The sequence below is a fragment of the Methylobacillus glycogenes JCM 2850 genome (assembly GCF_000617925.1).
GTDB lineage: Bacteria > Pseudomonadota > Gammaproteobacteria > Burkholderiales > Methylophilaceae > Methylobacillus > Methylobacillus glycogenes.
Genome location: NZ_BAMT01000009.1, coordinates 97,443 through 116,250 on the forward strand (window position 1 = coordinate 97,443; position 18,808 = coordinate 116,250).

An 18,808-nucleotide genomic window follows, 5' to 3' on the forward strand; every position below is an offset into this window, starting at 1 on the left:
ACCTCGTGCATTTTTAAGCGCAAGTATAGTGCTGCCGCAGAAGCCCGGGCCGTATGGGGTATAATTTCATCCCTATGACAGATATTTTCAGTCTATTTCTTACTGCACTCAGCCTGCTGGTTCTGCTGTGGCTTGCCTACCGACAATTCAACAAGCAGGATGAACAGCAAAACCTGTTGCAGCAGCTTGAAGAAAAGCACAGGCATATGCTGCGCGACCTGAATGATGGCCTCAACAAGTTAGGCGACAGGCTTAACCACACCTCAAATGAGCAGGCTGAGCGCTTGCGTGCCGCGGTGGCGCAAGAGTTACAACAAACCCGTGATGCCATGAAAGCGCTGGAACTCAGCCAGACAGCTAATCTAGCGCAAACCCGAGAAACCATGCTGGAACGTTTGCACACCACCTTGGGCGAGCAGGGTAAGGCCGAGCAAGCGCTGATTCAGGACACCATGCTCAAGGCGACGACTCAGCTCACAAGCAGTATTGAAGCCTTGACCAAGACGGTAGATACCCGCTTGGAGCAGATAGGCGGCAAGGTTTCCGAGCGCCTGGATGAGGGATTCAAGAAAACCAATGATACTTTTGTGCGCGTGATGGAACGCCTGGCGACCATAGATGAGGCACAGAAGAAGATAGATGGCTTGACCACCAATGTGGTGAGCTTGCAGGAATTGCTGGGAGACAAGCGCTCACGTGGCGCTTTTGGTGAGGTGCAGCTGGAAGCCTTGGTGCGTAACGTGATGCCAGTGACGGCCTATGCCATGCAGCATGTGCTGGCCAATGGCACGCGCGTAGACTGCGCCTTATTCTTGCCTGAGCCTACTGGCACGGTGGCGGTGGATTCCAAGTTTCCACTGGAAAACTATCATCGCATGTTGGAGCGCGAGATCACCGATGCTGAGCGCCTGGCGGCGCAGCGCCAGTTCAAGGCCGATGTTAAAAAGCATGTGGACGATATCGCTAGCAAATACATTATTGCCAATGTGACTTCTGATGGTGCGGTGATGTTTATCCCGGCGGAAGCGGTGTTTGCGGAGATACACGCTTACCATCCTGATATTGTCGATTACGCCATGAGCCGCCGTGTTTGGGTGGTATCCCCCACGACGCTGATGGCGGTGCTGAATACTGCACGTGCTGTGCTCAAAGATGTGGAAACCCGCAAGCAGGTGCACATCATCAAGGATGAACTGGGCAAACTGTCCAAAGAGTTTTCGCGCTTTGATGTGCGCATGAAGAAGCTGGCGGACCATATACGCCAGGCTCATGAAGATGCTCTGGATGTACACACCACCAGCCAGAAAATTTCGCGGCGCTTTGCGCAGATAGAACGCGTGGAGCTTGAGAGCGTGGAGCTCACTGGTGAAAGCCAGGCTGCCCTGGCTTTGTCTGATAATGATATTGATGAATAAGGAAAGAGAAACACATGAGTGATGAACAAGGCTTGATTATGTTGATACAACAATACGCGGCCAAATTCGGTATTACCTTCAGCTCCAGCCTGATGGATGATGAGCAGTACAAGGCCAAGTTGTTGACCCTGATGGTGGAAGCGATTAATGGTAAACGCGGCCCTGTCACGGACGAGGATGTTAAAGGCGCATGATTACGCTGCTGTACTTTGCCCGCCTGCGTGAAGTGTTGGCAAGCGAGGGAGAAAGCCTGCCTTGGCCGCAAGCGCTTGATGTGGCTCAGCTTAAGCGCCTACTCGCAGCGCGGGGAGGTGTCTGGCAGCAGCAGTTTGCCGAAAATCCGCGTTTGCGGGCTGCCGTTAATCAGGCTTTGGTGGCAGATAATGCCGTGATTGAGGACGGGGATGAAGTGGCTTTCTTCCCCCCTGTGACTGGTGGCTAATATGACTGTGCGCGTACAAGCCGAAGATTTTGATCTGGGCGCAGAGGTGAGGCAGTTGCGTCTGCAATCAGCCGGAGCAGGGGCAGTGGTGTCTTTTGTTGGCCAGGTGCGCGATCTCAACCTGGGAGAAAACGTCGCCAGCCTGACACTGGAACACTACCCCGGTATGACGGAAAAAGCCCTGCAGGCCATCGTGACCCAAGCCCAGGCACGCTGGCCTATCCTTAACGCTCTGGTGATACACCGCATAGGCACTTTGCAGCCGCTAGATCAAATAGTGCTTGTGGCGGTAGCCAGTGCCCATAGGGGCGATGCCTTTGCTGCCTGTGAGTTCATTATGGATTACCTCAAGACCGAGGCACCATTTTGGAAGAAGGAAAGCAGCAGCAAGGGTGAGCAGTGGCTGGAGGCGTTGGGGACTGATCATCAGGCCCGTGAACGCTGGTAATGCCAACCTGCATTGTTTCTGATTATTTCAATCCCTTTCATTGATTGCGTGCCCCATGTTAAGCAAGTTACTTCCGCCACAACTGCATATCACCATTAGCCCCGATAGCTTGGGTTTTGCCAATACTGCAGAACTGCTGCAGGGCGATGCAATGGCTGGTTCGGACGCCGCATGGATAGGCCAGCCGCGCGCGCATGCTGCTGCGAGCTTGGGCTTGCGCATGCAGCAGCCTGGTTACCATATGCTGGTGATAGGCGAGCCTGGTTCTGGCCGCACTTCGCTGGTGAAGGACATGGTGCAGCAGGCCTTGGCGAAACAAGCCGTGCCTGAGGATCTGGTTTACCTATTGAACTTCCAGCAGGCAGAAAAGCCGTTGTTGCTCAGGCTTAAGGCAGGCAAGGGCAATGAGTTGCGTCTGTTGCTGGATCAATTCTCGCGTAGGCAATTACGCACTTTGCCAGCGCTTGTGCAATCCGAACGCCTGCCCAAATCCTTGCAGGCGACAGATGCTCAGCAAGCACCCGGCAGCCGTGTAACCGCGCATCTGGAAGAAGAGCTTGCGGCTATCCGCAAGCAAATTCAGGATAGCCTGTTAGCGCCGCAGTTGTTTGAGGATTGGTGCAAGCAGTTGTTGCAGGAAGTCATAGACAATCTGGATGTATTTGCCCCAGGTGCCGCCAATGAACAAGAAGGCATGCAAGAGGCTTTTCTGGGCCGTTTGCGCGCCAATCTGCTGGTGAGCAATGCGGGCCTGACTGGCGCGCCAGTGATCTACGATGAAGACCCCAGCTTTACTTCGCTCTTCGGCGGCATAGAGTCCGCAGGCGAGCACCATGTGGCGGACTTTATGCGCCTCAAGGCGGGTAATCTGCTGCGCGCCAATGGCGGGGTGCTGATTCTGCACCTAGAAGACCTGCTGACCGATGCGCAAGGCGCTAACCCCTTGCTGGACAAGTTGAGCCGTGTGCTGCGCAATCGCAAGCAAACGCTGGACGATGGCGGCAATGCCTCTGGCGGCGGTTCACCCAGTGCCTTGATGCCAGATGCGCTACCTGTGAATTTCAAGCTTATTTTGGTGGCGAGCCGTGAGGATTATTACCACCTACATGAGCAACATCCGAATTTTGGTGCCCATTTTCTGATCAAGATTGAGTTTGCTGAAAGTGTGCCAGCCAGCCAGGCCATTTACGCACAGCTTGCCAGCCATATCGCCAGAATTTGCTACGAACAAGCTTTGCCGCATTTTACTGCCGCTGCTGTAGTGCGCGTGTTGCAAGTCATGCATGGCTGGGTGGAAGACCAAGCCCGCATTAGCCTGGCCTTGGGCCATCTGGTGCCGCTGCTGCAGGAAAGCGCTGCCCAGGCAGCGCCAGGCCAGTTGGTGGATGTAGCCGCCGTGGAAGCTGCCTTGCAGGCTGAGCTAAGCCGCCATGATTATGCCGAGCAACAGCTGCGGGAATCCATACTCGATGGCGAGCTGATGATAGAGGTGCAGGGGCGCGAAGTGGGCCAGATTAATGGCTTGACTCATATTGATATGGGCGATGTGGCCTTTGGCTCGCCAGTGCGCATCTCTGCGCGTTGCTATCCTGGCCGTCAGGGCATTATCAATATAGACCGCGAAGTCGAAATGACGGGCCCTCAACACGACAAAGGCGTGTTTATACTGCAAAACTGGCTGGCGTCTACCTTTGCCGGGCAGGCCCCGCTCAACCTCAATGCCTCTTTGGTGTTTGAGCAGGAATATAACGGGGTAGAGGGGGATTCTGCTTCCTGCGCTGAACTCTATGCCTTGCTTTCCAGCTTATCTGGCCTGCCATTGCCACAAGGTGTGGCGGTTACTGGAGCGCTTAACCAGCATGGCGAGGTGCTGCCGGTCGGCGGCATCAATGAAAAAATAGAAGGACATTTCCGCCTTTGCGAAAAGCTGGGGCTGGATGGCAAGCAGGGCGTGCTGTTGCCCGCACGTAATTCCAGGCATCTCTTACTGAACCGCGACGTAGTGCAGGCGGTGGCCGATGGCAAGTTCCATATTTATGCCATGACTCATGTGCTGGATGGCATAGAGCAATTGACCGGCATGCAGGCGGGGACTTTGGGTGAGGAAGGCGAGTACAGACCGGATACCGTGCTGGGGCGCGTGCAACGCACCTTGGAATCGTATCGTGCTGTGTATCAGCGCAATCGCAGCAAGCAGGACAAGCCCAATGAGTGATGCAGAAGGCAAATGCAGGCTGGATAAATGGTTATGGGCGGCGCGGTTCTATAAAACCCGCAGCCTGGCGACTGATGCCATTGATACTGGCAAGGTGCATGTGGACGGTGACCGCGTCAAACCAGCCAAGGAAGTGCGCATCGGCCAACGCATTTATATACGCCGCAAAGAGTCTGATATGGAAGTGATTGTGCAAGCGCTTTCCGTACAGCGCCGCGGCGCACCTGAGGCTGCATTGTTATATGCGGAAACTCCAGAGAGCCTGGCCAAGCGGGAAAATCTGGCGGTAACGCGTGAAGGCGATCATGCCAGCCGTGATAGAGGGCAGGGCCGTCCAACCAAGCGCCAACGCCGCGATATCAAAAAGTTTACCGGTATAGATTATTAAGCGGCACAGGGTATGCAGCGCTCGGCTCTTGGCGTTCTTTCATCCGATTTAAAACAAATTTAGTTGCTCAGCCTGTCCGGGTACCTGAAACAAATCAGTATTCATCTCCAGGTTGCATTGATTCAGCCCCAGCCGCTTGCTGGTCAGGCGAAAACGTTGACGTATCATATCTGCAAACAATCCACTGCCACGCATGCGGGCATGAAACTCCGCCTGATTGGTCTTGCCTTCACGGCTCTGGCGGACAATGCTCATGACATGGGCCGCTTTGAGCGGGTAATGGTGCTGCAACCATTCCTCAAACAGAGGCGATACCTCCAGAGGTAAACGCAGTAGTACATAGCCTGCTGTTTCAGCCCCAGCATCACGAGCGGCCGTGAGTATGTTTTCCATTTCAGTATCCGTGAGCACCGGAATAATCGGTGCCACCATCACACCCACCGGGATACCTGCCTCATGCAGTCGTCGTATTGTCTGCAGACGTCGTTGCGGTGCGGCAGCACGAGGTTCCAAAGTGCGCGAAATCTGATTGCTCAAGGTGGTCACCGATACCAACACCTGGGCCAGGCCTTGCTCAGCCATAGGCGCCAGGATATCAATATCGCGCTCCACCATAGCTGACTTGGTGACGATGCTGACCGGATGCTTGAACTCCGCCAACAATGTAAGAATTTGCCTGGTTAATTGCTGCTGTTTTTCCAACGGTTGATAGGGGTCAGTATTGGTACCCATGGCCATCACGCCGCAGCGGTAGTTTTTCTTGCTCAGCTCAGCACGCAGTAGCTTGGCGGCCTCAGGCTTGATCAAGATACGCCGCTCAAAGTCCAGGCCAGCAGAAAAGCCCAGATAGGTATGGGAGGGGCGAGCAAAGCAATAAATACAACCATGCTCGCAGCCGCGATAAGGATTGATGGAGCGATCGAAAGGAATGTCGGGTGAATCATTCCAGTTGATGATAGTGCGTGTGCTGTCTATCAATACTTCCGTGGCAAGGGGGGTAAATCTTGTTCAAGGTTACCCCAGCCATCATCAATATCATGGTGCTGATGTTGCTGGAAGCGGCCACTATGGTTGCTGAGCGCGCCACGCCCCTTGAAGCTTAGCGGGCGCAGCGTCTCAGCTGGATGAATGGGGCTACCAGGGAATTTCCTGTCCGTCATATGCGTAGAATTTACCTGCATCGGCTAATGTGATTTGGTCTATGACGGTGCGTAAGCCACTGATACTTTGTTCAGTTGTAATAAGCGCGTTAGGCCCGCCCATATCTGTAAGTACCCAGCCAGGATGCAATACCACCGTTGTAATGCCTAGCCGTGCCAGCTCGATGGAAAGGCTTTTGCTGACCATATTCAGCGCCGTCTTGCTAGAGCGATAGATATAACTGCCGCCGCTGGTGTTATCTGTAATGCTGCCCATCTTGCTGGTCATATTGATGAGCTTTTTATGTTGGCCAGCTTGAAGATGCGCGGTGAAAGCCTGGGCAAGTTTGAAAGGGGCAAGGCTGTTGATGCGAAAGGCCTCCATCCAAGCGTCATAATCCGCATCGCTGAAAACGGCACCATGGGCGTCGGGGTAGATGCCAGCATTATTGATCACTACATCGATTGGCTGCTCAGCCAGCGAGGCTGCCAGTTCATCAATCTGGTTGAAGTTGCCTACATTGAGCTTATGCACACTGACCAAGTCTTTATGGCGTGTTGCTAGTTGCAGCAGCGCTTCAGCTGACTCTGGATTGCGACAGCAGGCAAATACCTGCCAGCCGTCTTCAGCGTATTGCCGTGCATACTCAAGACCCAGGCCACGATTGGCCCCCGTGATCAATACATTCGCCATTGTAGCTACTCCATGTCTTGTTATTAGTAGGGTTAAGGATACCACTCGGTTCTTGAGTTTTTAGACTTGTGAACGCAGGAAAGTTTTTGTAAACTGCGTTCACGCTTTGAACGCAGAGAGTCGAGAACATCTGATGCTTACGGATGAATACCGATACAAGATTCTGAAATTGGTGCAGGAAAAACCAGATATCAGCCAAAGAGAACTGGCGAAAGCACTAGGCATTAGCTTGGGGAAAACCAATTTTTGTCTCAAAGCCTTAGCGCAAGTTGGCTTGCTCAAAGTATCTAATTTTCGCAACAGCAAGAATAAGTTGGCATATATGTATGTCCTCACGCCGACAGGCATAGAACATAAAGCTGCTGTGACACTCAACTTTCTCAAACTCAAGCTCAAAGAGTACGAACAATTAGCAGGAGAGATTGAAGAGTTACGTAGTGAGATCAACGCTAAGGTAAATGATTAAGGGCGGAGACAGTTCCTTAGGAAAAACATATGTTAAAAAAAGTAGCTCTAATTACAGGTATCACTGGACAAGACGGAGCATATCTAGCTGAATTTTTACTTGGCAAAGGCTATGTAGTACATGGCATTAAGCGCCGAGCATCACTTTTCAATACAGATCGCATTGATCATCTGTATCAGGACCCTCACGTCGATAACCAGAATTTCATCCTTCATTATGGGGATTTGACAGATTCCACCAACCTTATACGTATCATTCAGCAGGTTCAGCCCGACGAAATCTATAACCTCGCGGCAATGAGCCACGTGGCAGTCAGTTTTGAAAGTCCTGAATATACGGCTAACGCGGATGGTCTTGGGACTTTGCGTATTCTGGAAGCTATCCGCATCTTGGGGCTGGAAAAGAAAACCCGCTTTTACCAAGCCTCGACCTCAGAGCTTTATGGTTTGGTGCAGGAAACACCGCAGAAAGAAAGCACCCCATTTTATCCACGCAGCCCGTATGCGGTTGCGAAGCTTTATGCATATTGGATTACTGTCAATTACCGCGAAGCTTATGGCATCTACGCCTGTAATGGTATTTTATTCAATCACGAGAGCCCCTTGCGTGGGGAGACCTTTGTTACCCGTAAAATTACCCGTGCCTTGGCGCGCATCAAGCTGGGCTTGCAAGATTGCCTTTATTTGGGAAATCTGGACGCGTTGCGTGATTGGGGTCACGCCAAGGATTATGTTGAAATGCAATGGCTGATGTTGCAACAGGAACAGGCAGAGGATTTCGTCATTGCGACAGGTGTGCAATACAGTGTGCGCGATTTCGTCAATGCAGCCGCCCACGAGCTGGATATTGCCATCACCTGGAAAGGTCAGGGCCAAGAAGAGATGGGATACGACGGTCAAGGCAGGTGCATTGTACAGGTTGACCCGCGCTATTTTAGGCCTACCGAAGTTGAAACATTGCTTGGTGACCCGAGCAAGGCAAAGCAAAAACTTGGCTGGTCGCCCAGCATCAGTTTCCAGGAGTTGGTTTCTGAAATGGTGCGTGAAGATCTCAAGAGCGCAGAGCGTGACGAACTGGTTAAGCAGCATGGTTTTGCTGCCTATGACTATAACGAGTAACCTGAGCCTATGGACAAACACGCACGTATCTATGTGGCAGGGCATCGAGGCCTAGTGGGTTCCGCTATCGTTAGGGGGCTAGAGGGCAAGGGCTATAGCAATCTTATCAAGCGTACCCATGCAGAGCTTGACCTCACAGATGCTAATGCCACGGAAGCATTCTTTGCTCAGTATCAGCCGAATATGTTTTCCTGGCGGCAGCCAAAGTGGGTGGCATAGTGGCCAATAACACTTACCCGGCAGATTTTATCCGTGACAATCTCGCAATTCAGAACAGTGTGATCCATAGTGCCTGGAAGCATGGAGTAAAGCGCCTATTGTTTTTAGGGTCCAGCTGCATATACCCCAAGCATGCTCCTCAGCCCATGCATGAGCACCACTTTCTAACCGGATCGCTTGAAGCTACCAATCGTGCATACGCGCTGGCAAAGATTGCTGGAGTCGAAATGTGCTGGAGTTATAACCGGCAGTATGGCACTCGATTTCTTGCAGCAATGCCGACAAATCTTTATGGGCCTGGCGATAACTATCACTTGCAGAATAGTCACGTTATCCCTGCATTGATACGCAAATTCCACGAGGCTAAACAAGCTGGGCATGCAGCTGTATCGGTCTGGGGTACTGGAACACCCAGGCGCGAATTTCTTTACAGTGAGGATATGGCAGATGCCTGTATATTCTTGCTGAATCTGCCTGAGGAGAAATTCAATTCTCTGCTGGGAAGTGATGAGAGTGCTACTGGTGTGTTTGATCCACCACTAGTCAATATCGGTATTGGAGTCGATATTTCAATACAGGAATTGGCCGAATTGGTAAAAAAGGTGGTTGGTTACCAAGGAGCAATTGAGTTCGATAGTTCAAAACCTGATGGCACGATGCGTAAGCTTATGGATGTAAGCAAGCTCAACAGTTTGGGGTGGACTTATTCCATTGAGCTTGATGATGGATTGGAAAAGACATATTCGGAATTTTTAACAAAATAAATCTGAGTTTATTAATTTATTTCTGATATCGAATTGATATTATCCTCAAAAATAGCGTTTAGATAATTTATATAACCTCGATAATTTTTAAAATTTAATGTTCAATTTTGAAAAAAAAAGTGTTTGCTTTGATTCCTGCCAGAGCAGGTTCTAAAGGAGTGCCAAAAAAAAACCTGAAAAATATCGCAGGTTCTCCATTAATAGCTTACACAATTAACGCTGCTAAAAAAGCTAAAAATGTCGATGCTGTTTATGTATCTTCTGATTGTAAAGAAATATTGGAGTATTCAAAAGCACAAGGCTGCAGTTCAATATTAAGGCCGCAAGAATACGCAACAGATGATGCGTCAGCTGTTGATGTTGTCAAGCATTTTATTAGTATTGAAAATATAGAGGATGGAGATTTAATCGTTTACTTACAGCCAACCTCCCCATTAAGAGATGAACATCATATTGATGATGCTTTGACGGCTTTGAATAATAATGGCCTTACTTCTTTGGTCAGTGTGGAAGTCTTGGATAAGTCGCCATATAAGTCATTTCGTCTAGATGATAATGATAAATTGATTTCATTATTTGATGAAAAATTATCTAATTATCGTCGTCAAGATTTGCCATTATGTTACGCGCCAAATGGTGCTATTTATATCTTTTCGAAATTTGAATTTGAGGCTAGAGGCGGTTTCCCCTCCAATGGTAGTGTTGCTTATATTATGTCTGCTGAAGAAAGTGTTGATATTGACACCGAAGAAGATTTTTTAGAAACAGAAGCATTATTAAGGAAAAAATATGGCATCTTTTGAAATTTCTGGGCGGAAAATTGGGGACGGACATGAGCCTATAGTTATTGCAGAAATTGGCATCAATCACGAGGGTTCATTAGATCTTGCGATTGATATGGCAAAAGCTGCAATTGATGCTGGGGCAGAGATAATAAAACATCAGACACATGTGGTTGAAGATGAAATGTCTGATGAAGCCAAGAGTGTTATTCCTGGAAATGCGGATGTTTCAATCTATGAGATTATGCAACGTTGCTCATTGTCAGAGGATGATGAATATAAGCTCATGCAATATGTGCAGCAGCAAGGCAGTATTTTTATTAGTACGCCATTCTCGAGAATGGCAGCAAATCGACTGAGAAAATTTGATATACCGGCTTATAAAATTGGATCTGGCGAGTGCAATAATTATCCTCTCGTGCGGCATATTGCTTCATTTGGGAAACCTATTATTGTTAGTACCGGTATGAATAGCATTGAAAGCATTGCACCAACCGTCAATATATTAAGGCAAGCAAAAGTTCCTTTTGCTCTTCTGCACTGCACGAATATTTACCCTACCCCTCCTGAGCTTGTAAGACTTGATGCTATCCAAGTCATTAAAAATGCATATCCTGATGCGGTTGTGGGACTTTCAGATCACACCCTTGGGAATTACGCTTGCCTAGGGGCTGTTGCACTAGGAGCCTCAATTCTTGAGCGGCATTTTACTGACTCCATGTCACGGCCGGGACCAGACATTGTTTGTTCAATGGACCCTGCAGCATTGCAAGATTTAATCACTGGTTCAAAAGTTATTTTTTCAGCAAAAGGTGCACATAAAGGTCCACTTTTAGAAGAAGAAAAAACTATAGCTTTTGCTTTTGCATCTGTCGTTGCAATTAAGGATATCAATGTTGGTGATGTCTTAAGTGAAGATAATATTTGGTTACGTAGGCCAGGTGGCGGTGATTTTAATGCTTCTGACTATGATCAGCTACTTGGTCGTAAAGCATCGCAAACTATACTGAGTGGCAAAAGAGTTAATCGGCAGGATATTGAGGCATGAGTAGGCGAGTTGTTTTTCTTACTGGAACAAGAGCAGATTTTGGAAAACTGAAATCCCTCATGCGAGCATTACAAAATGACATGGGATTTGACGTCCATGTGTTCATTACTGGCATGCATATGTTGTCGAAATATGGTTATACATGTGAAGAAGTAGAAAAAGCCGGATTTAAAAACCTATTTCGCTTTATCAATCAAAATCAAAGCGATAGCATGGATCATATTCTGGCCAAAACAATTACTGGTTTATCAGATTATGTAAAAGAAATTTCACCAGAACTGATTGTGATTCATGGGGATAGAGTTGAAGCGTTGGCCGGAGCCGCTGTTGGCGCATTAAATAACATTCGAGTGGCACATATTGAGGGCGGAGAGGTCTCTGGCACTGTTGACGAGTTGATTAGACATGCGGTGACCAAGCTGTCCCATGGGCATTTTGTTTCCAACGAACAGGCAAAAAATCGACTTATTCAGCTTGGAGAAAGTGAAGAATCCATTTTTGTTATTGGCTCCCCAGATATTGATGTTATGAATTCAACATCGCTGCCAAGCATTGATGATGTGAGGGAACGTTATGGCTTCTCGTTCGAACATTACGGCATTTTGATGTATCACCCCGTTACCTCTGAGTTAGATGATTTGCCAAGACAAGCCAAAGCCATCGTAGATTATATTTCAGAAAGCTCTCTACCATTCATTGTTGTATATCCCAATAATGATCATGGTTCAGACATTATTTTGAATGAGTATTTGCGATTGAAAAACTTGAGCCACGTTAGAGTTTATCCATCCATTAGATTTGAATATTTTTTAACGCTGCTAAAAAAATGCAGCGTTCATCATGGGTAACTCTAGCGCTGGAGTAAGAGAGGCTCCTCATTTCGGCGTGCCAGCCATCAATGTTGGTAGCAGGCAACACAATAGAGCAACAGCAGAGTCGATTCTTAATACTACTGCACATGTGGATTCCCTTAGACATGCTGTTCAACAAGTTGCAGACATTCCTCGCGTGGCAGTTTCTGACTTTGGTAATGGTAATAGTGCAGGTGAGTTTCATCAGATTCTGTTGAATAATGCTTTTTGGGATAAGGGCATACAAAAGCACTTTATCGATAGGAGTGCAGTGTGAGGTTGATCGCAAGGCTAGATGTCAAAAATGAACATGTGATTAAAGGCATACACCTAGAGGGCTTGCGGAAAGTTGGCGATCCAATCGAGATGGCGAAAAACTATTATGCACAAGGCATTGATGAGATTGTGTTTATAGATGCGGTAGCGAGCTTGTATAACCGTAATAACCTGCTGTCTGTAATCGCCAAGGCTTCGGAAGAAGTTTTTGTTCCTATCACTGTAGGGGGGGGGCTGCGTTCCTTAGCAGATGTCGAGATGGCTCTGAGTGCCGGAGCAGACAAAGTGGCAGTGAATACAGCTGCAATACTTAACCCGAAATTCATCACAGAGATTGCCAAGCGCTATGGCAGTCAATGTGTGGTTGCCTCTATTCAAGCCAAACGGATAGGCAATGACTGGGAAGCTTATATGGAAGCCGGGAGGGAGCCTACGGGCAAAAATGTTGTTGCTTGGAGCAAGGAGCTGGAAGATCTTGGTGCAGGCGAGATTTTGCTAACGTCTATAGACCAAGATGGTACAAAAAAAGGATTTGACCTTCCATTGCTTGGTGCAGTTAACACGATAGTGAACATTCCAGTCATGGTTAGTGGTGGCTGCGGTAATCCTGATCATGTGCAAGAGTTAAAAGAAATCCAGCCAAGTGGAGTTTGTCTGGCGTCAGTATTGCATTACAAAATCAATACGATAGATGAATTCAAACAGCGTCTGACATTCATCAATGGTACTAAATAAATGAAGAAAATATGTATTCTTGATTATGGGCTAGGCAATGTGCGTAGTGTGAGTAATGCGATCAAGTACGTAGGTGCTCATCCTGTAATCTCAAATACGCCAGAGGCACTTAAAGATTCTCACGCGTTAATAGTGCCAGGGGTTGGTGCGTTTGCTCAAGGCATGTCTGCATTGGGTAAAGATGGATTACAAGCTAGCTTGCTCGAATATATAAAAAGTGGAAAACATGTCTTGGGGATTTGTTTGGGCATGCAATTGCTTTTCGACAGGGGTGAGGAGTTTGGCGTTACCACTGGTCTTGGACTTGTGCCTGGCGTAGTCTCCAGAATTGTACCCGTAGAGCAATCACGAGTGAGGTTACCGCATATATCCTGGGCGAAAGTTGATCTCAATTCCGTTCATGAAAATAATGGCGGCATGTTTGATGGACTGCCAGACGAGCAGCGTAAGTTCTATTTTCTGCACAGTTATGCCGCTCAAAATGTACCTGATCGATACATCACAGGCAGCGCGACGTATTCTGGATGTACTTTTGTTGCATCAGTGCAGAAAGACAATATCTGGGGTATGCAATTTCACCCAGAAAAAAGTGGGCCCAGCGGGTTACAGGTTCTTAATAACTTTGTACAAAACAGTTAATTGAAAAGAAGTGTGGAGGAAGTTGTGGTTAATGCATATTTTGGTTTGCCGGAAGATGTAGTGTTTTGCAAGAAATGCGTGATTTCCAACCAAAGACCCAGTTCTACAGTTGAATTCAAGCATACCAACAAGGACAAAAAAGCGACCATAGGATTTGGCGCTGATGGTATTTGTGATGCTTGCCGCTATGCAGAAACCAAGGATGCTCAAATAGACTGGCAGGCCCGCGAGGACGCTTTGGTTAGATTGTTGGATCAACATCGCCGTAGCGATGGTGGATATGACATTGTCGTGCCCGGCAGTGGTGGTAAAGACAGTGCATATACCTCACATATCCTTAAATATAAATATGGTATGAATCCTTTAACAGTGACGTGGGCGCCGCATAAGTACACTGAGATTGGTTGGAAGAATTTTGAAAACTGGATCCATAAAGGTGGATTAGACAATATTCTTTTTACCCCAAATGGCAAGTTGCACCGCTATTTAACAAAAATGGCATTTCTGAATTTATTGCACCCATTCCAACCATTCATTGTTGGCCAACGCATTATCGGGCCGTTGATGGCTAAAAAGTTTGGTATCAAATTGGTAATGTATGGTGAAAATCAAGCTGAATATGGCAATAAGACAGAAGAAAACTATAAACCGACAATGGACAAGAATTTTTTCTCTATTTCAGACCCAGCTGACATGGTGTTAGGTGGTGTGAAGGTTGGAGACATTATTAAAGACGGTGAATACAGCTTAAATGATTTCGCGCCATATATTCCGCCTGCTGCAGAAGATCTAGAGCGCGATGGTATCGAGGTACATTATTTGGGCTATTACCTGAAATGGGATCCACAAGAGTGCTATTACTATGCAGTCGAGCATACTGGTTTCCAGGCAAATACGGAACGCACTGAAGGAACCTACTCCAAGTACAGTAGTATCGATGATCGAATAGATATGTTCCACTACTTTACTACCTTGATCAAATTCGGCATTGGTAGGGCAACATATGATGCTGCGCAAGAAATTCGCAACGATAAAATTACGCGAGAAGAAGGGGTTGCTCTAGTTCATAAATATGATCAAGAGTTTCCAAAAAAGTACTTTGCAGAATTCCTTGAATATATAGAGATCACCGAAGCACAGTTTTGGGAAACCGTAGATAGGTTTAGATCTCCACATTTGTGGGAAAAGCAAGACAGTAATTGGATACTGAAGCATCAGGTGACCTAAGAATGAAAGTGTTGCAGATAGGAAGTTTCTCCGGAAATGTCGGTGACATTGCCAACCATTATGGTTTTCGCAATTGGTTTCAAGGACTGCTTGGAGAGATTCAATGGGATGAATTCGAAATACGCAATGTTTACCGAAAAAATGTTGCCTTTGACGATAATTTTGTAGCTATTGCAAATCAGTACGATCTTATAGTCGTGGGAGGTGGTAATTTTTTCGAGCTATGGGTTGATTCTTCTCCAACCGGCACCTCAATCTCAATTGAGATTGAGGTTTTTAAAAAAATAAAAGTCCCCATCTTTTTCAATGCATTGGGTGTTGATGATGGTATGGGATGTAGTGATGAAAGTCTTGCAAAGTTTACTAATTTCTTAGAAATCTTAACTTCATCAAAGCAATATTTGGTCAGTGTTCGTAATGATGGAGCAATGGGCACGCTCAGAAATCGGATTTCTAATAATCCCATGTTGGATAAAGTCTTACCATTGCCTGACGGTGGGTTTTTTGTAAATCTGGATAAGTTAGAAAAAGACATTGCGGAAAATGATCATGAAAACACTCAGATCACCATCGGCATCAATCTGGCTGGAGATATGTTGGAAACAAGGTTTCCAGGTGGAATTAATGGATATGATTACTCAGGATTTATATCCGAGTTCACCGAGACTTTGGCTGAAATGTGGAATAAAAATAAATTAATAAAGTTTATTTTTTTTCCACATATTTATAGTGATCTTAAAGTATATGCCGACATACTATCACGGTTGCCTGATGCATGTAGACGTGAAAATGTCAAAGTGGCCAGTTACGATACTAATGTGAATTTTCAAGGGACATTATTTTCCGAATATAGCAAATGTACTTTGATACTTGGTATGCGATTTCATGCCAATGTTGTAGCCATAGCTAATAAAATTCCAGTAATAGGATTGTACTCATACAAGCAAATTAAAGAATTGTTTTATGAGTTGGGAATAAAAGAAAAAATTGTTGATGTCAGACAAATAGGTTTTAAAAATGAATTGTTGAGAAAGTGCAATATTGTTATTGAAAATTCATCTATATCTCGTGATGAGAGCTGTAACATACTTGATGTTGTCACAAAAAAACGTGATTTGATTGCTCCAAGGGTAGTGGAGTGGTTACGTGAGCATAAGCTTAAATGATTAATTGTTGTAATTGTATGCTTAGTTATTATGATTAAAAGCCTTGATTATCTAAGGGCGATTGCAGCACTAACGGTTTTTCTCAGCCACACCTTTCAAATTTATTGGTTACCAACCATTGGATTGGTGTCCTGGAAATATGAGTTGAATCATTTTTTGAGTGAAACCGCGGTCCTCTTATTTTTTGTATTAAGTGGCTATGTAATTTCGAATAGTTTGCATAGCAATACTCAACGTAATGGAGGGCGTCTTTCAGTACTTGATTACGCATCTAGCAGATTATTGCGCATATATCCTCCTCTCATTGTAAGCATAATAATATCTTTAGTTGCCTATAGTGTGATTGTGATCTTTGAACTACCGGGATCAGTGGGTACTTTAAAGGCACCAGGAGATATCTATCAGGCAAGAGACTACTTGAGCATTGGTACGCGAGACATTGTCAATTCTTTATTGATGAATAATGGCTTGTTGCAAATGAATGGGCCATTATGGAGTTTATGCATTGAGGCTAAGCTATATTTTTATGCTTGTTTAGTTGTAATAATTTTTATTCATTATAAACAAAAAAATTTGCTCAATTTTATTGCTAATACTGGTTTTCTCGTATTATCTGTATTCTTGTTTTTTAATACAAAAACCGATATTTATTATGGCTTATGGTGGTTGAGCGGTGGTGTAATTTTCTTATATCGTCGAAATTTCATAAAGTTCATGACTTTGGTTGTTGTAATGGCTATTGTGGTGTTTGCTATGGCAGTGATTGGACAGAAGTTCGTTTCTTTGCCAGTGCAAGTTATATTTGTATATTCTTTATTTTTGGCAGCAATAAAATGCAAAGTGCCAGAAATTAAGGCAATGAATATTTTGGCCAATACTTCGTACACTTTATATATTGTCCATTTCCCTATGTTGTTACTATCGTACGCCATCTTCTCATATAACTTTGATGTGTACGGTAGCCTGACTAGAGAGTTGATGTCATCATTATCGCTAATAATCATCTTAACTATGTCAATTTATATTGGAAAATGGGTAGAGCGTCCAGCTAATTTACGTTTGACCTATCACAGGTTGTTGAGAAAAGTAAAAGTATGAAAGCCATGTTTTATTCTTTGCATGCAGCTATTTGGTTACATGCGCTTCCTGAAAGCCGGTTGGCATCACAGCTGAGTAATGCCGGCCATGAGTTAGTATATGTGACCTGTGATAAAAGCTTTACTCATTATTGCACTGGTATGAGTGCTTTCAATCTTGCATTGAATGAGGATTTTAAAAAGAAAAGTGCAATTTGTGAGTTATGTATTAATAACGCCAATAAAATAACCAAGTCTTTTGATTGCAAGCATCTTAAATTGCATGATTATATTGATCAGAAAACTAATGCTCTGATTGATAACCTATTGAAAAGTGTCACGGAAGATAATTTCCTCGAATTTCATTATGAAGATATACCAGTAGGGCGTTTGGCTACATATGAGCCACTTCTTAAGTATAAGAAAATGTCTTTGGAATTTAGAGATGAACAATGGCAAGATCTACAGATTCACCTTAGGAATGCCCTGGTATCGTTAATCGGTTTTATCCAAATATTCAAACAAGAGTGTCCAGAAAAAATTTTCTTTTATAGTCCACAGTATGGTGTTAATGGTGTGTGTGCAGAATATGCAGTAAAACAGGGGAGACAGGCATATTTTATAGAAGGTAGCTCTAGCAATGCTGAACGATATAGTGCTTTAAGGGTGTGGGAGTGGAGTAAATTTAAATTAGTAAACCCTGCATTGCAGCATTGGCAAGCTGTTAAAAATTTAGTAACGCTTGAAGATATTGATAGAGTCTCTGCACATATTCACGAATTATTCAAAGGTAAATCTTTTGCTGTTTTTTCAGCGCCAAAAACAGGAAATTTTTCAATCCGTGAAAAATTCAATATTCCACAGAATGCTAAAATTCTACTCGCCTCATTAAGTAGTTTTGATGAAGCGTATGCGGCTTTTGTTATCAAAGGTTTTCCTGAGCGTAAAGTTAAAAGTCCGGTTTTCTCAGATCAGTTTGAATGGATTAAGTGTACAATTAATTTTATGAAGTCTAGGCCTGATGACTATCTTGTAATTAGAGTACATCCGCGAGACTATCCTAATAAACGCGATTCCAATCAGTCTGAGCAAGCATTGATTTGGGAAAAAATACTTCAGGATCTCCCTGAGAATGTTAAATTAAACTCACCAGATCAGAATATTTCTTTATACGATTTTCTCGATGATGTACATGCGCTGGTAACAGGGTGGTCTGCCACTGGTGTAGAAGCATTGCTACATGGCATACCTGTGATTACCTATGATAAATACTTACCTTCCTATCCGGCGGATATACATCTAACGGGAGAGTCTGAACATGAGTATTATGACAACCTTATCAAAGTACTTTCTTTGGCAACATCAACAGATAATACACATGTAGTTAATGCCTATCGCTGGCTCGCGGTCAGTTTTTCACTGGGCACTGTCAGAGTTAATCAGCCACTGGAGATTGGTCTGAGTTGGCCGGATAAGCCGGCGTATAGAATATTGAAAAGGGTGGCTAACAAGTTTTCAGTTAATTTGCGAAAAAGCTACGACGTATGGAATGTCCAGTCCAACGACACAGACCGTTTAAGATTTTTAAGTCTGGTTCTTAATAATCAATCTAGCCTTTTTGAGGGTGTAATATCTGATGTGGTCGATGCTGTTTCCGATTATGAAATTGAAGCTACGGTAAAACAACATTCGATATAAGT

Annotated in this window: 20 protein-coding genes and 1 pseudogene; 19 read left to right on the forward strand and 2 right to left on the reverse strand. The window is 45.4% G+C overall.

The window, feature by feature from the left end; all coding sequences use genetic code 11:
* Nucleotides 1-74: 74 nt before the first annotated feature.
* Genes JCM2850_RS12170 through JCM2850_RS12195 form a run of 6 tightly spaced genes read left to right on the forward strand, consistent with a single transcriptional unit; the run spans nucleotide 75 to nucleotide 4,908 of the window.
* Nucleotides 75-1,415, forward strand: coding sequence for a DNA recombination protein RmuC (locus tag JCM2850_RS12170; RefSeq protein WP_025872145.1), 1,341 nt, complete (start codon nucleotides 75-77; stop codon nucleotides 1,413-1,415).
* Nucleotides 1,416-1,429: 14 nt separating this feature from the next.
* Nucleotides 1,430-1,609, forward strand: coding sequence for a hypothetical protein (locus tag JCM2850_RS12175; protein ID WP_025872147.1), 180 nt, complete (start codon nucleotides 1,430-1,432; stop codon nucleotides 1,607-1,609).
* Complete coding sequence (locus JCM2850_RS12180; RefSeq protein ID WP_025872149.1) at nucleotides 1,606-1,857, forward strand: MoaD/ThiS family protein; 252 nt, start codon at nucleotides 1,606-1,608, stop codon at nucleotides 1,855-1,857. The genes JCM2850_RS12175 and JCM2850_RS12180 overlap by 4 nt, the downstream gene beginning before the upstream one ends.
* A gap of 1 nt (nucleotide 1,858) precedes the next feature.
* Complete coding sequence (gene moaE / locus JCM2850_RS12185) at nucleotides 1,859-2,305, forward strand: molybdopterin synthase catalytic subunit MoaE (RefSeq protein WP_025872151.1); 447 nt, start codon at nucleotides 1,859-1,861, stop codon at nucleotides 2,303-2,305.
* A gap of 55 nt (nucleotides 2,306-2,360) precedes the next feature.
* Nucleotides 2,361-4,520 carry a Lon protease family protein gene (locus JCM2850_RS12190; RefSeq protein WP_025872153.1) on the forward strand — a complete coding sequence of 720 codons (2,160 nt, stop codon included), beginning with the start codon at nucleotides 2,361-2,363 and terminating at the stop codon, nucleotides 4,518-4,520.
* On the forward strand, nucleotides 4,513-4,908 hold the full coding sequence (locus tag JCM2850_RS12195; RefSeq protein WP_025872155.1) for an RNA-binding S4 domain-containing protein: 396 nt from the start codon (nucleotides 4,513-4,515) through the stop codon (nucleotides 4,906-4,908). Before JCM2850_RS12190 ends, JCM2850_RS12195 begins: the two co-directional genes overlap by 8 nt.
* Before the next feature lie 48 nt (nucleotides 4,909-4,956).
* On the opposite strand, the gene JCM2850_RS19055 is transcribed toward JCM2850_RS12195, so the two are convergent.
* Both JCM2850_RS19055 and JCM2850_RS12205 read right to left on the reverse strand, forming a co-directional pair.
* On the reverse strand, nucleotides 4,957-5,886 hold the full coding sequence (locus JCM2850_RS19055; RefSeq protein ID WP_234406242.1) for a PA0069 family radical SAM protein: 930 nt from the start codon (nucleotides 5,884-5,886) through the stop codon (nucleotides 4,957-4,959).
* A gap of 156 nt (nucleotides 5,887-6,042) precedes the next feature.
* Nucleotides 6,043-6,741: an SDR family oxidoreductase gene (locus JCM2850_RS12205; RefSeq protein WP_025872156.1), complete on the reverse strand. Its 699-nt coding sequence runs from the start codon at nucleotides 6,739-6,741 to the stop codon at nucleotides 6,043-6,045.
* Between the two features lie 133 nt (nucleotides 6,742-6,874).
* Between JCM2850_RS12205 and JCM2850_RS12210 the strand changes: the two genes are divergently transcribed.
* From JCM2850_RS12210 to JCM2850_RS12265, 13 genes and pseudogenes are all read left to right on the forward strand, one after another.
* Nucleotides 6,875-7,207, forward strand: a complete 333-nt coding sequence (locus tag JCM2850_RS12210; RefSeq protein ID WP_025872158.1) for a MarR family EPS-associated transcriptional regulator — start codon at nucleotides 6,875-6,877, stop codon at nucleotides 7,205-7,207.
* 29 nt (nucleotides 7,208-7,236) lie between these two features.
* Entirely contained in the window at nucleotides 7,237-8,325 is a 1,089-nt protein-coding gene (gmd, locus tag JCM2850_RS12215) for a GDP-mannose 4,6-dehydratase (protein WP_025872160.1), read from the forward strand.
* Nucleotides 8,326-8,334: 9 nt separating this feature from the next.
* Nucleotides 8,335-9,308: pseudogene (locus JCM2850_RS19060) on the forward strand (GDP-L-fucose synthase family protein).
* A 107-nt stretch (nucleotides 9,309-9,415) separates the two neighbouring features.
* On the forward strand, nucleotides 9,416-10,111 hold the full coding sequence (locus JCM2850_RS12225) for an acylneuraminate cytidylyltransferase family protein (RefSeq protein WP_036266122.1): 696 nt from the start codon (nucleotides 9,416-9,418) through the stop codon (nucleotides 10,109-10,111).
* Nucleotides 10,098-11,138: an N-acetylneuraminate synthase family protein gene (locus tag JCM2850_RS12230; RefSeq protein WP_025872164.1), complete on the forward strand. Its 1,041-nt coding sequence runs from the start codon at nucleotides 10,098-10,100 to the stop codon at nucleotides 11,136-11,138. Before JCM2850_RS12225 ends, JCM2850_RS12230 begins: the two co-directional genes overlap by 14 nt.
* Entirely contained in the window at nucleotides 11,135-11,986 is an 852-nt protein-coding gene (neuC, locus tag JCM2850_RS19065) for a UDP-N-acetylglucosamine 2-epimerase (protein ID WP_199898341.1), read from the forward strand. The genes JCM2850_RS12230 and neuC overlap by 4 nt, the downstream gene beginning before the upstream one ends.
* Complete coding sequence (locus tag JCM2850_RS23495) at nucleotides 11,979-12,266, forward strand: UDP-N-acetylglucosamine 2-epimerase (protein ID WP_199898342.1); 288 nt, start codon at nucleotides 11,979-11,981, stop codon at nucleotides 12,264-12,266. Before neuC ends, JCM2850_RS23495 begins: the two co-directional genes overlap by 8 nt.
* The gene (hisF, locus tag JCM2850_RS12240) at nucleotides 12,263-13,000 is read left to right on the forward strand and encodes an imidazole glycerol phosphate synthase subunit HisF (RefSeq protein ID WP_025872165.1); all 738 of its coding nucleotides are present in this window, start codon (nucleotides 12,263-12,265) and stop codon (nucleotides 12,998-13,000) included. Before JCM2850_RS23495 ends, hisF begins: the two co-directional genes overlap by 4 nt.
* Nucleotides 13,001-13,639 carry an imidazole glycerol phosphate synthase subunit HisH gene (gene hisH, locus JCM2850_RS12245; RefSeq protein WP_025872167.1) on the forward strand — a complete coding sequence of 213 codons (639 nt, stop codon included), beginning with the start codon at nucleotides 13,001-13,003 and terminating at the stop codon, nucleotides 13,637-13,639.
* 12 nt (nucleotides 13,640-13,651) lie between these two features.
* Nucleotides 13,652-14,866 (forward strand): N-acetyl sugar amidotransferase, encoded by a 1,215-nt coding sequence (locus tag JCM2850_RS19070; protein WP_234406243.1) that lies wholly within the window; start codon nucleotides 13,652-13,654, stop codon nucleotides 14,864-14,866.
* On the forward strand, nucleotides 14,839-16,032 hold the full coding sequence (locus JCM2850_RS12255) for a polysaccharide pyruvyl transferase family protein (RefSeq protein ID WP_148301262.1): 1,194 nt from the start codon (nucleotides 14,839-14,841) through the stop codon (nucleotides 16,030-16,032). The genes JCM2850_RS19070 and JCM2850_RS12255 overlap by 28 nt, the downstream gene beginning before the upstream one ends.
* 30 nt (nucleotides 16,033-16,062) lie before the next feature.
* A complete protein-coding gene (locus JCM2850_RS12260) occupies nucleotides 16,063-17,130 on the forward strand; it encodes an acyltransferase family protein (RefSeq protein ID WP_025872170.1) in 1,068 nt (355 codons plus the stop codon).
* Nucleotides 17,127-18,806, forward strand: a complete 1,680-nt coding sequence (locus JCM2850_RS12265) for a hypothetical protein (protein ID WP_148301263.1) — start codon at nucleotides 17,127-17,129, stop codon at nucleotides 18,804-18,806. Before JCM2850_RS12260 ends, JCM2850_RS12265 begins: the two co-directional genes overlap by 4 nt.
* The last annotated feature ends 2 nt before the right edge of the window (nucleotides 18,807-18,808 follow it).